This is a genomic window from Citrobacter sp. Cpo012, from assembly GCF_030333015.1.
Lineage (GTDB): Bacteria > Pseudomonadota > Gammaproteobacteria > Enterobacterales > Enterobacteriaceae > Citrobacter > Citrobacter portucalensis.
Genome location: NZ_JAOWGR010000036.1, coordinates 87,415 through 100,454, shown reverse-complemented (window position 1 = coordinate 100,454; position 13,040 = coordinate 87,415). Strand labels below are relative to the sequence as shown.

The following is a 13,040-nucleotide window of genomic DNA, read 5'->3' as shown; positions in this document are numbered from 1 at the left end:
CGCTCACATGTTATCCTCTCAGACCACCTCAATTTTTACCGTAAGCCGCCTAAATCAGACGGTTCGTTTGCTGCTTGAGCAGGAAATGGGACAAGTTTGGATCAGCGGTGAAATCTCGAATTTCACTCAGCCGTCCTCCGGTCACTGGTATTTCACGCTCAAAGATGACACAGCCCAGGTACGCTGCGCGATGTTTCGCAACAGCAATCGACGGGTAACGTTCCGCCCACAGCACGGTCAGCAGGTCCTGGTACGCGCTAACATTACGTTGTACGAACCGCGTGGCGACTACCAGATAATTGTTGAGAGCATGCAGCCAGCTGGCGAAGGCTTGTTGCAGCAAAAATATGAGCAACTCAAAGCCAAACTGCATGCTGAAGGGCTATTCGATCAGCAGTTCAAAAAATCACTACCCTCTCCGGCTCACTGCGTTGGGGTCATTACCTCGAAAACCGGGGCTGCGCTGCACGACATTCTCCACGTGCTGAAGCGTCGTGACCCATCCCTGCCCGTTATTATCTACCCGACCGCGGTCCAGGGCGACGATGCGCCAGGACAGATCGTTCGCGCCATTGAGCTGGCGAACGCGCGGGGCGAGTGTGATGTGCTTATCGTCGGGCGCGGCGGCGGTTCTCTGGAAGATTTGTGGAGTTTTAACGACGAACGCGTAGCACGGGCAATCTTTGCCAGCCGCATCCCGGTGGTAAGCGCCGTCGGCCACGAAACAGATGTCACTATTGCCGATTTTATTGCAGATTTACGGGCGCCTACGCCATCGGCAGCGGCGGAAATTGTCAGCCGCAATCAACTGGAACTACTGCGTCAAATTCAGCATGGCCAGCAGCGTCTGGAGATGGCGATGGACTACTACATCGCCAACCGTACTCGTCGCTTTACCCAGCTTCATCACCGTTTGCAACAGCAACATCCGCAACTGCGTCTGGCCCGTCAGCAGACCGTGCTGGAGCGGCTGCGTCAGCGGATGAATTTCGCTCTTGAGAATAAGATTAAGCAGGCCAATCAGCGCCAACAGCGCGTAAGTCAACGCCTGAGCCAGCAAAACCCACAGCCGCGCATTTATCGGGCGCAAACCCGTATTCAGCAACTGGAGTACCGTCTGGCAGAGAATATCCGCGCACGTTTAAGTGCACAGCGAGAACGCTTCGGTAATGTGGTGACGCATCTTGAAGCGGTGAGTCCTCTCTCGACGCTCGCTCGCGGCTATAGCGTCACTACCGCGACCGACGGCAAAGTGCTGAAGCAGACCAAACAGGTAAAAACCGGTGATGTGCTCACTACCCGCCTGTCAGACGGCTGGGTAGAGAGCGAAGTGAAAGGCGTAACGACGGCAAAGAAAACGCGTAAGAAAAAGCCAGATTAAACCGGCACAAACTCCACACGTTTCTTCGAAATCAGACCATGACCATTCTGACAGAAGTAATCCACCGCGCCGCAGGCTTGTAACACCTGGAGTGGCTGATGGCACTCCGGGCAGCGGGCTTCTAACGGAATATCTTTTTTACAGTTTTCACAGTGTGCCACACCGTTTTGTGGTTCCAGTTCTGCATGACAATCCGGGCAGGTCATCGACATGGTGACTCCTTTAAATGGCGTTCAATTCTGCGCTAATTTTACCATGATACGCTTAGTGTGAACCACGCAACTGTTGCTGTAGGATCAGTAATCGTTCTACCTCATCCAGCCTGCGCTGCGTCGTGCGGCTCACCTCCTGCGGGCTGCGTTCAAACAGACTTTGCGTCCCCAGAATATGTTCCGCCAGACAATGGGCATAAATCGTACCAGGCAGACACCAGCGTTGCACAACATCACCGTCAATCAATTCGAGCACATCGTCGGCACCCCGTCGGTCGTAGCTGATGATACGCCCATCACGCAGATAAAGGCGCAGACCTTTTTGTCCGCCAGCAGGCCCCGCGTATTTATTCAGCCAGATATCCAACGGTACACCGCTAATCAGTCCTTGCAGATGCGCCTCTCCTTCAGCCGTGGTCAGGTCACCCTGGATGATGTTACGTCCCAGACGGTCTTTAGCGCTCTTCACCTGCAGGGTCATGCTGTCATTACCGCCCAGGTAACGCACTGTTTCACGCAGCATGGCCAGTACGTGTGTGCCAATGTCCAGAATCACACCGTCCGGGTGGCGAAGCTCACGCGTATCTGGCTCACCAGTGGCAAAGTTGAGCGCGATCGGCTCTCCTGTAGCGTTATATCCGCTCGGCTCCTGCAAAAAACCGTCGATTTTAACAACGTCTGAAAAGTGAGAGACAAGTGCCTGTTGTGGGTTATCGCCCTGCCACTGCGCACCGAGTTTTCCCAATGCCAGCTGCATTGCGCCATTGCGCGCCATCCAGTGGTCGAGCGCCAGCACACGGTCGGCAGCGTCGGGTTGCTCCAGCAGCGTTTTCAGTTTTTCAATTTGGGAAAGCGTGGCAACAATCGGTTTTTCAACCACGATTCGTGCGATGGGAGCGGCCAGCGCCTGTTCAAGCACATCGAGATGATGCAGGGATGCGGTGGTGATAAACAGGGTATCAAGCGGTGTTGCAAGAAGTTCAGCGAGCGATGCACAGCGTGTCACACCAGCGGGCTGTTTTGCGGGTTGCACGTCAAATCCCACACAGCCCAGGGAATCACCGTAAAGTTTACGCAATGCGGGCAAGTATGCCGTTTCAACGACTGCGCCAAGCCCAACAAACCCTAACAGCATGTTCTCACCTCGTAAATGAATTGGCCGGGACATCACGTCTGCCCCGGCACAATCGAGGTGTTATCAGGCGCTAGTAGCCGGTTTAGTTTGCGTATTCTCCAGCATGCGACGGATCGGCACAATGAGGACGATCAGTACCGCGGCGCAGATAAGCAACGCAATCGAGCAGCGAGCGAAGAGATCCGGCAGCATATCCAGTTGGTCGGCCTTCACATGACCACCAATCAGACCTGCGGCCAGGTTACCCAGCGCACTGGCGCAGAACCACAGGCCCATCATCTGCCCGCGCATTCTTTCCGGAGCCAGCAGCGTCATGGTCGCCAGACCGATCGGGCTCAGGCACAACTCACCAAGCGTCAGCATCAGGATACTGCCCACCAGCCAGAATGGGGAGACGCCTGCGCCACCGTTACTGAGAACGTTTTGCGCTGCCAGCATCATCAGACCAAAGCCTGCAGCGGCACAGAGAATACCGATAACGAACTTGGTGATGCTGCTCGGGCGAATGTTCATGCTCGCCAGTTTCGGCCACGCCCAGCTGAATACCGGTGCCAGCAGAATGATAAACAGTGCGTTTATCGACTGGAACCAGACCGCCGGGATTTCAAAATCGCCGATCATACGGTTAGTGTAGTCGTTAGCGAACAGGTTGAACGAGGTTGGCTTCTGCTCAAACGCAGACCAGAAGAACGCGGCGGAAACCAGCAGGATAAAGCAGACCAGCAGTCTGGCGCGCTCTTTGCGATTCAGACCAGCAAACACAAACAGGTAGATAAAATAGAGCGCGACGGAGGCGGCAATCACATACACCAGCATACTGGCAACCGCGACCGGATTTATCACAATCACGCCCTGCGCAATCAGCGTAACGATAACGGCTACGCCGACGGCCAGCGCCAGCAGCCACGCGCCCACACCGTTACGTTTCACTACCGGGCTATTCCAGGTTGAGTCCAGACCCACTTCGCTGTCATAACGTTTCATCGATGGAACGGCAAACACGCGGAAGATGATCAACGCCACCAGCATCCCGATACCACCGATGCCAAAGCCCCAGTGCCAACCGTGGGATTTAATCAGCCAGCCGGAGATCAGCGGCGCGATAAACGACCCCATATTGATGCCCATATAGAACAGCGAGAAACCGCCGTCGCGACGCGCATCGCCTTTTTTATACAGCGTGCCAACCATCACTGAGATACAGGTCTTAAACAGACCGGAACCGAGCACGATAAACATCAGGCCGATAAAGAACAGGTTGTTCCCCATAATGGCCGAGAGCGCGATCGACAAGTGACCGAGCGCAATCAAAATGGAACCGTACCACACCGCTTTCTGTTGGCCGAGCCAGTTATCCGCCAGCCAGCCACCTGGCAGCGCGGCGAGATACATCGTACCGGCAAAGATACCCACAATCGCCGAGGCATTTTCACGCGCCAGCCCCATGCCGCCGTCATAAACGGTAGCAGCCATAAACAGGATCAGTAACGGGCGAATGCCGTAAAACGAGAAGCGCTCCCACATCTCTGTGAAGAACAGCGAGCCGAGCGGGTAAGGATGACCGAAGAAAGTTCGGCTTTCTTTTTGATTAACAGAGGATTGCATAATTCTCCCGAAAGTTATGTCGTCGTGCGTGTAAACACCGCGATGTACGCCAGCCAGTTACGTATCTGACCGATTTTTTACATGCGGCGAAAAGTTATTTAACCATTTGATAACCTAAGGCTAGTTTTGTCTAGTACCAGCCCCCGGACTTTAAGATGAAAACTCGACAAATGTCTACTTTCTTAGATTTAAACTTGGCAAAAAACGAATAGTGATTGACTTTACACAGGGGGAGATCAGCAATGGGCAGACGAAAAAAAACCCGCGACAAGCGCGGGTTTTTATCTGCATCAGCAACAGTTACTTGCTTTTTTTGATGTGCTTAATCAGACGCTTACGCTTACGCATCTGAGTCGGCGTTAATGTATTACGTTTGTTCGCAAACGGGTTCTCCCCTTCTTTGAACTGAATACGGATCGGCGTCCCCATTACGTCCAAAGACTTGCGGAAATAGTTCATCAGATAGCGCTTGTAGGAATCCGGCAGGTCTTTGACCTGGTTGCCGTGAATCACCACGATTGGCGGGTTATAACCACCGGCATGGGCATATTTCAGCTTCACACGACGACCACGCACCAGCGGCGGCTGATGATCTTCTACTGCCATGGTCATGATGCGCGTCAGCATCGCGGTGCTCACGCGACGTGTAGAGCTATCGTATGCTTCACGGACCGATTCAAACAGATTACCCACGCCGCTACCGTGCAGCGCAGAGATAAAGTGTACGCGCGCAAAATCAATAAAGCCCAGACGGAAGTCCAGCGTCTCTTTGACCTGCTCTTTTACTTCCTGCGTCAGGCCATCCCACTTGTTCACAACGATAACAAGTGAGCGCCCACTATTGAGGATAAAGCCCAGCAGCGACAGGTCCTGATCGGAAATCCCTTCACGCGCGTCAATCACCAGCATCACCACGTTGGCATCTTCAATTGCCTGCAGCGTTTTGATTACTGAGAATTTTTCTACCGCTTCGGTAATTTTGCCGCGCTTACGTACGCCCGCGGTATCGATGAGCACATATTCGCGTTCATCGCGCTGCATCGGAATATAAATACTGTCACGCGTGGTTCCCGGCATGTCGTAAACCACCACGCGGTCTTCGCCGAGAATACGGTTAGTAAGCGTGGACTTACCTACGTTCGGACGGCCGACGATTGCCAGTTTAATCGGCAAATCCTGCGGGTTGAAATCGTCCTCAGGCTCTTCTTCGCCGTTTTCTTTGGCTTCAAGCTGCGCCCAGTATTCTGCGTCTTCATCCACTTCTTCCTGAGGAGCAACGTCATCCATCCACGGCAGCAGAACATGCTCCAGCAGGCTGAGAACACCACGACCATGGGACGCCGCAATCGGATAAATTTCACCCAGACCCAATGAGTAGAAATCAACAACCGCCTGGTCAGGATCGAGTCCGTCAGTTTTGTTGGCGACCAGGAACGTCGGTTTCTGGCGCGAACGCAGGTGTTTAGCAATAGCTTCATCCGCTGGCATCAGGCCAGCACGCGCATCCACCATGAACAGCACAACGTCTGCTTCTTCGATAGCCAACAGCGACTGTTCCGCCATACGGGTTTCAACACCGTCTTCGGTGCCATCAATACCGCCGGTATCAATGCAGATAAACTCACGGCCTTCAATTTCCGCACGACCGTACTTACGGTCACGAGTCAGACCCGGGAAATCCGCAACCAGCGCATCTCGGGTGCGAGTTAGACGGTTAAATAACGTGGATTTGCCAACGTTAGGGCGCCCGACAAGCGCGACCACAGGTACCATGTTTAAAGCCTCATTTAAAAAATCATCAGACAACGGGCTCATTTTTTGCCCCGTTGTTAAAAACAGTAAAACGGCCCCTGCACCAGGAGCCGTTTTTCAAAGCGAGCGGCCGGGACGATTAACGCGTAATGGAGTACAGCGTACCGTCTTTCGCCTGGATCAGCAGTTTACCATCAGCAGAGACCGGCTCGGTCAGGAAACCTGAGCTGTCGACTTTCTGCTGGGCAACAAAACGACCATCGTCAACGTTAATCCAGTGCAGGTAGCCTTCGCTATCACCGACGACCAGATTGCCATTATACAATACCGGGGACGTCAGCAGACGGTGCAGCAGATCGCTTTGCGTCCACAGCGTCACGCCGCCATCGGTGGTCAGCGCCAGTACGCGGTCATTCTGGTCAACCAGGTAGATACGGTTACCGTCGACGATGAAATCATTCACCGAGCCCAGTTCGCGTTTCCACATAATCTGACCGCTGCGCAGATCCAGCGCCGTCAGGTTACCATTATAAGCCAGCGCGTAAACAACGCCATTGACGATAACCGGCGTGGTATCAACGTCGCTCAGACGATCGATTTCCGTTGGGCCTGTCGCCTGAGAGATACGCTGCTGCCAAATCATCTGGCCTTGCTGCATCAGCACGGCGCTCACGCGACCGTTATCACCGCCGACAATAGCTGCGCCAAAGGCGGTTGCCGGAGCGGATTCACCACGCAGAGACAGGGAAGGCATGTCGAGGTTAACGGTCCATTTGATGGCGCCATCAGCTTCGTTTAATGCCTGCAACTGGCCGTTGCTGGTGTGGATCAAAACTACGCCATCGCTCACAACAGGACGAGACAGCGCTTCACCGGCGACTTTCGTCTGCCATGCGGTGGTACCGTCGCTGGTATTCAACGCATAAACCTGTGCTTTTTCGCTGCCAATGTAAACATGTCCGCCAGACACGGTTACACCGCCAGAAAGCTGTGCAGATGCACGGGAGAACCAGCCGTCTTTCTCACCCAGATTCACAGACCAGACTTCTTTACCGTCGCCTGCGTTCAATGCTTTCACTACACCAGCGCGATCGGCTGCATAGACAACGTTATCCGCCAGCGCAGGGTGAAGATTGGAATAGAAATCACCAATACCGTTACCTACGGAGGTGCTCCATTCCGTAGACGGAGTAAACTGGTTTTCAACCACCGGTAATGGGGACATCTTAACGACATCTTCTTCGCCACTAAACAGTGAACAGCCGCTCAATAGGGTAACGGAAAGCAGCCCTGGCAGAAGTAATTTACGCAATTGCATCGGGTCCCTCTCAGATGGACAAATTATTGATTTTCATCTGCATCATTTCGCTCAGAGCAGGAGAGGCATCGCTTTTCACACCCGCTTCCCATGCGCTACGCGCACCTTGTTTGTCGCCTTTGCTCAGCAACGCTTCACCGCGCAGATCGGCAACAATGGCCGTCCACCCTTCACCTTTAATGGTGTCGAGTGTTTTCAGCGCGGTATCAGCCTGTTTAAGCTGAACCTGAACACGAGCCAGACGCAGGTTAATCACCGCTTTGAGATTTTCATCGCTGGTCGCAGCTAAGCCCTGTTGCAGCTGACTTGCGGCTTTCTCAAGTTCATTTTGGTCAACAAACTGCTGCGCAAGTTCCAGTGAAGCTAGCGCGCCGTAGGTATTTTTATTCTCTGCAGCAAATTTCTCAGCGGCAGGAATGCTGTCCGGTTTACCCGCGCTAACCGCAGTCACCGTATTTTGATATGCCAAAGAAGCAGAGCGTGCGGACTCCGTCTGATGGCTGGTCCAGTAACGCCAACCAACCAGCGCGCCAACCCCTAAAATGATCCCAACAGCCAGCGCCTTGCCGTTTTCAGCAAAGAAGCGTTTTACCGCATCAACCTGGTCGTGTTCGTTCTCGTAAATTTCCACGCTGTCCTTCTCCTTAGCCCAGTAAAGTGCGCAAATGCGCGGCAACGCTATCCTGCGCTACTGCCGTTTGCTCACCAGAGCGCAAATCCTTCACTACAACAGTACCGTCAGCCACTTCGGACTCGCCCAGTACCAGTGCAACGCGGGCGCCCCACTTATCGGCACGGGCAAACTGTTTCTTAAAGTTGCCGCCACCGTGGTTTGTCATCAGTTTCACACCAGGAACTTCATCGCGCAGACGTTCTGCAAGCGTCATTGCCGCCGACTGCGTGTCCGCCCCTGAAGCAACCAGGTATATATCGACAACAGGATCTGCGTTAAATTCCGGATTAACTGCCTGAACTAACAAAACAAGTCGTTCCAGCCCCATAGCAAAGCCCACGGCTGGCGTTGCACGACCGCCAAGTTGCTCTACCAGACCGTCGTAACGACCACCGGCACACACGGTGCCCTGAGAGCCCAGGCTGCTGGTAACCCACTCAAATACGGTGCGGTTGTAGTAATCAAGACCACGAACCAGACGCTGATTGACGGTGTAGGCAATGCCTGCGGATTCCAGCAGTTTGCACAAGCCCGCGAAGTGCTCGCGAGAGTCGTCATCAAGATAGTCGCCCAGTGCAGGCGCGTCGTTGAGCAGCGCCTGTACTTCCGGGTTTTTGGAGTCGAGAACGCGCAGCGGATTGGTGTACATACGACGCTTGCAGTCTTCGTCCAGTTTCTCTTTATGCAGTTCCAGGTAGGCGACCAACGCATCACGGTAGTTAGCGCGGGCTTCAAGCGAACCGATTGAGTTCAGCTCAAGGCTAACATGCTGAGAAATACCCAGCGCGCGCCACCAGCGAGCGGTCAGCATAATCAGCTCCGCATCGATGTCCGGGCCTTGTAGGCCAAATACTTCGACACCCAGCTGATGGAATTGACGATAGCGTCCTTTCTGCGGACGTTCGTGGCGGAACATCGGCCCGATATACCACAGACGCTGTTCCTGATTGTACAGGAGACCATGTTCGATGCCGGCGCGTACGCAGCCCGCAGTCCCTTCAGGACGCAACGTCAGGCTGTCGCCATTACGGTCCTCAAAGGTATACATCTCTTTTTCAACCACGTCGGTGACTTCACCGATCGCGCGTTTGAATAACGGGGTCTGCTCTACAATCGGCAAGCGGATTTCACTGTAACCGTAGCTACCGAGCACGTTTTTGAGAGTGCCTTCAATGCGCTGCCAGATGGCGGTTTCGCCAGGCAGATAATCGTTCATGCCGCGAATGGCTTGAATGTTTTTTGCCACGTTTATTCTCTTTATGAATATAAAAATGAACCCTCAGCGCTAACCCGAACAATGCGGGCGCCATGCGGGTTCAATCATACACGGGAAGCACGCCGCTTCCCATCACGTTGTTATTTTTCAAGCTGCTGCACGTCGATACGACGCGCTTCGTCCAGAATACTCGCTTTAGCGCGGATGCGGGCTTCAAGCTGCTTAATCATGTCGTCGTTATCGAGTCTGTCCTTACGCACGCCGTCTTCATACAGGCCGCTTTTCTTGTTACCGCCCGTCACGCCCAGCGTAGAAACCAGCGCTTCACCAGGACCGTTTACCACGCAGCCGATGATCGAAACGTCCATTGGCGTAATGATATCTTCCAGGCGTTGCTCCAGCGCGTTAACCGTACCAATAACGTCAAACTCCTGACGCGAACAGGTTGGGCAAGCGATGAAGTTGATCCCGCGCGCGCGAATGCGCAGCGATTTCAGGATATCGAAACCCACTTTGATCTCTTCCACCGGATCGGCTGCCAGAGAAACACGCAGCGTATCGCCGATCCCTTCAGATAACAGCAGGCCAAGGCCGATCGCGGACTTCACCGAACCACTACGCAGGCCACCGGCTTCGGTGATCCCCAGATGCAGCGGTTGATCGATCTGTTTCGCCAGCAGGCGATAGGATTCTACGGCGAGGAAAACGTCAGACGCTTTAACACTGACTTTGAATTGATCGAAGTTCAGACGATCGAGGTGATCCACATGGCGCATAGCGGATTCCAGCAGCGCCTGCGGCGTCGGTTCACCGTATTTTTCCTGCAGATCTTTTTCCAGCGATCCGGCGTTGACGCCGATACGGATAGGAATATTTTTATCACGAGCGCAATCCACCACCATGCGAATACGCTCTTCACTGCCGATATTACCTGGGTTAATACGCAGGCAATCAACACCGTATTCCGCTACCTTCAGCGCGATACGATAGTCGAAGTGAATATCGGCAACCAGCGGGACGTTAACCTGCTGTTTGATAAGCTTGAACGCTTCTGCGGCATCCATTGTCGGTACAGAGACACGAACAATGTCTGCGCCTACGCGTTCCAGCGCTTTAATCTGATTAACCGTCGCTTCCACATCCGTGGTACGCGTGTTAGTCATAGACTGTACGGCGATGGGCGCACCATCGCCGATCGGCACGTTCCCAACGTAAATGCGTGTCGATTTTCTACGTTGAATTGGAGCCTGGTTATGCATTAAAAAATCTCCCGCATTGCCGTCTGTTACTGAGCCGGTGATTGTTCGGCATTAACGGTCAGACGCGCAACCTGGTTAGTTCTGATAAAACGACTCAGATCGACAGGTTTACCCTGGAACTGAATCTGCACTGCCGCCGGGGCGCCAATTTTCAGTTTGTACGGCGCTTGACCGGTCAGGTTTAGATTGCCGTCTTTACGCTGCATCCCGCTGAACAGTTTTTTACCGGTCGCATCGGTTACTTCCAGCCAGCAATCGGCGGTAAAGTTCATCACCAGCGCGTTAGGATCGGCTGCAGGTGTAGTCACACCTGCCTGATCGGTCGGCAGAGGAGCCGCTGTAGCTGGCGCTGTTGGCGCTGCAGTTGCGGTATCGACGTTAGCCTGAGATGGGGCAACAACGGCGTTCTGTTGCGCATCAGCGGCGGGTGCCGGGGTCGCAGCAACGTCTGGCGTTGGCGCTGCGTCCGCTACCGCACCATCGTCAGGAGCCGGAGGGGTATCCTGCCCTGCTGCTGCGCTGGTATCTAACGGTACGTTCTGCGCACCCTCTTTACCGGCATTCAGCTCAGCAGAGGATTGATCGGCCATAGTGGTGATCTCTTCCTGCTGCGCTTTATGGTTCTGCCACCACCAGGCACCAGTCAGTCCGACAACGACAAACAGTACCAGCCAGGTAAAGGTCATTAACCAGCCGTCACGTTTCTTACGACGTTTGCCGAGCGAGAAGCTCTGCATCGGTGCGACTTTAGCTGGTCGAATCGGAGCCTGTTTTTCCAGCCCTGGCAACAGTTCTTCTTCAGGAATATGCACCAGACGCGCATAAGAACGGATATACCCGCGCAGGAATGTTGAAGCAAGATCGGCTGGCGCCTTATCTTCTTCAATATCGCGTACCGTGGAGACCTTCAGGCAAAGTCGCTCCGCGACTGCCTGCTGGCTGAATCCGAGTTGTTCACGGGCATTGCGCAGACGAACGCCGGTGGATAGTGTTTCATTTTTGTCGTGCGTGGCTTCAGTATTCATTCGCTACAGCTGCGTAAATTTGGGTTCTGATGCCGGCGAGCCACAATGCTCACCCACACCGCGAAACATCTGGTCAGTTAACCTTCGTCAGACAGTATAAAACGGTCAGACTATCAATGACAAAACGGCGTAAACCTGAGGGCTAAACACTTGTTACGCCGTTACATACTGCCTTAAAGTCGACAAAAACGCACCGTTATTATTGACCTGACGACGACAACAAAAAACCTCATATGGCTTACGTTGCACTACGGTACAGGAATTATACCGTAGTGCGCCAACATCAAACGGTCTTAATCTCGATAGTGTCGCCCTGCATACGCTTACGCAGAGTACGCTTGGTACGGTCGATAACGTCGCCCGCCAGCTGACCGCAGGCTGCATCGATGTCATCACCACGTGTTTTACGCACGATGGTAGTGAAACCATAGCTCATCAACACTTTGGAGAAACGATCGATACGGCTGTTAGAACTACGGCCATACGGCGCGCCCGGGAACGGGTTCCACGGGATCAGGTTGATCTTACACGGCGTATCTTTCAGCAGTTCTGCCAGCTGATGCGCGTGTTCAGTGCCATCATTGATGTGATCTAACATCACATACTCAATGGTTACACGACCCTGGTTAGCGTTGGACTTCTCCAGATAACGACGAACCGCGCCAAGGAATGTTTCGATATTGTACTTTTTGTTGATAGGTACAATTTCGTCACGAATTTCATCGTTCGGCGCATGCAGAGAAATCGCCAGCGCGACGTCAATCATATCACCCAGCTTATCCAGCGCAGGGACAACACCTGAGGTGGAGAGCGTGACGCGACGCTTGGACAGCCCAAAACCGAAGTCATCGAGCATGATTTCCATCGCCGGAACCACGTTGGTCAGGTTGAGCAGCGGCTCGCCCATCCCCATCATCACCACGTTGGTAATAGGACGCACGCCCGTAGCCTTCACCGCACCGACGATCTTCGCCGCGCGCCAGACCTGACCAATGATCTCCGATACCCGCAGGTTACGGTTAAAGCCCTGTTGCGCCGTAGAGCAGAATTTACACTCTAATGCGCACCCGACCTGTGAAGAAACACACAGGGTCGCACGATCGTCTTCCGGGATATACACCGTTTCAACGCGCTGATCGCCAACCGCGATAGCCCATTTGATCGTACCGTCAGAAGAACGCTGCTCTTCCACCACTTCCGGGGCGCGAATTTCAGCCACTTCTTTCAGCTTGTTACGCAGCACCTTGTTGATGTCAGTCATGTCATCAAAGTTGTCGCTGCAATAGTGGTACATCCACTTCATGACCTGATCGGCACGAAACGGTTTTTCGCCCATCTCTTTGAAGAATTCGCGCATTTGCTGACGGTTCAGATCCAGCAGGTTAATTTTTCCATTTTTATTTGGAACCGCAGGAATGACGACTTCAGAGGTGTTAACTAATTCAGACATAATTTTTTCCGGCC

The 13,040-nt window shown here is 53.6% G+C and carries 11 protein-coding genes; 1 reads left to right on the top strand and 10 read right to left on the bottom strand.

What is annotated here, in order from left to right:
• Positions 1 to 7 precede the first annotated feature (7 nt).
• The gene (gene xseA, locus OGX90_RS07260) at positions 8 to 1,381 is read left to right on the top strand and encodes an exodeoxyribonuclease VII large subunit (protein WP_234103877.1); all 1,374 of its coding nucleotides are present in this window, start codon (positions 8 to 10) and stop codon (positions 1,379 to 1,381) included.
• Here the strand turns inward: xseA and OGX90_RS07255 are convergent.
• The 10 genes from OGX90_RS07255 to rlmN form a co-directional block, all read right to left on the bottom strand.
• The gene (locus tag OGX90_RS07255) at positions 1,378 to 1,593 is read right to left on the bottom strand and encodes a zinc ribbon domain-containing protein (protein ID WP_286623428.1); all 216 of its coding nucleotides are present in this window, start codon (positions 1,591 to 1,593) and stop codon (positions 1,378 to 1,380) included. The two genes, xseA and OGX90_RS07255, sit on opposite strands and share 4 nt — an antisense overlap.
• Before the next feature lie 52 nt (positions 1,594 to 1,645).
• Positions 1,646 to 2,728, bottom strand: coding sequence for a Gfo/Idh/MocA family oxidoreductase (locus OGX90_RS07250; RefSeq protein WP_234103882.1), 1,083 nt, complete (start codon positions 2,726 to 2,728; stop codon positions 1,646 to 1,648).
• Between the two features lie 63 nt (positions 2,729 to 2,791).
• Entirely contained in the window at positions 2,792 to 4,333 is a 1,542-nt protein-coding gene (locus OGX90_RS07245) for a peptide MFS transporter (RefSeq protein WP_003835166.1), read from the bottom strand.
• A gap of 300 nt (positions 4,334 to 4,633) precedes the next feature.
• Positions 4,634 to 6,106, bottom strand: a complete 1,473-nt coding sequence (der, locus tag OGX90_RS07240) for a ribosome biogenesis GTPase Der (RefSeq protein ID WP_003835168.1) — start codon at positions 6,104 to 6,106, stop codon at positions 4,634 to 4,636.
• A 118-nt stretch (positions 6,107 to 6,224) separates the two neighbouring features.
• Positions 6,225 to 7,403, bottom strand: coding sequence for an outer membrane protein assembly factor BamB (gene bamB / locus OGX90_RS07235; protein ID WP_008785453.1), 1,179 nt, complete (start codon positions 7,401 to 7,403; stop codon positions 6,225 to 6,227).
• A gap of 10 nt (positions 7,404 to 7,413) precedes the next feature.
• Complete coding sequence (locus OGX90_RS07230; RefSeq protein WP_003835172.1) at positions 7,414 to 8,034, bottom strand: YfgM family protein; 621 nt, start codon at positions 8,032 to 8,034, stop codon at positions 7,414 to 7,416.
• A 13-nt stretch (positions 8,035 to 8,047) separates the two neighbouring features.
• Complete coding sequence (hisS, locus tag OGX90_RS07225; protein WP_003835173.1) at positions 8,048 to 9,322, bottom strand: histidine--tRNA ligase; 1,275 nt, start codon at positions 9,320 to 9,322, stop codon at positions 8,048 to 8,050.
• 110 nt (positions 9,323 to 9,432) lie between these two features.
• A complete protein-coding gene (gene ispG / locus OGX90_RS07220; RefSeq protein WP_032944205.1) occupies positions 9,433 to 10,551 on the bottom strand; it encodes a flavodoxin-dependent (E)-4-hydroxy-3-methylbut-2-enyl-diphosphate synthase in 1,119 nt (372 codons plus the stop codon).
• 26 nt (positions 10,552 to 10,577) lie between these two features.
• Positions 10,578 to 11,576: a cytoskeleton protein RodZ gene (gene rodZ, locus OGX90_RS07215; RefSeq protein WP_032944208.1), complete on the bottom strand. Its 999-nt coding sequence runs from the start codon at positions 11,574 to 11,576 to the stop codon at positions 10,578 to 10,580.
• A 283-nt stretch (positions 11,577 to 11,859) separates the two neighbouring features.
• Positions 11,860 to 13,026: a dual-specificity RNA methyltransferase RlmN gene (gene rlmN / locus OGX90_RS07210; protein WP_286623426.1), complete on the bottom strand. Its 1,167-nt coding sequence runs from the start codon at positions 13,024 to 13,026 to the stop codon at positions 11,860 to 11,862.
• Between the last annotated feature and the right edge of the window lie 14 nt (positions 13,027 to 13,040).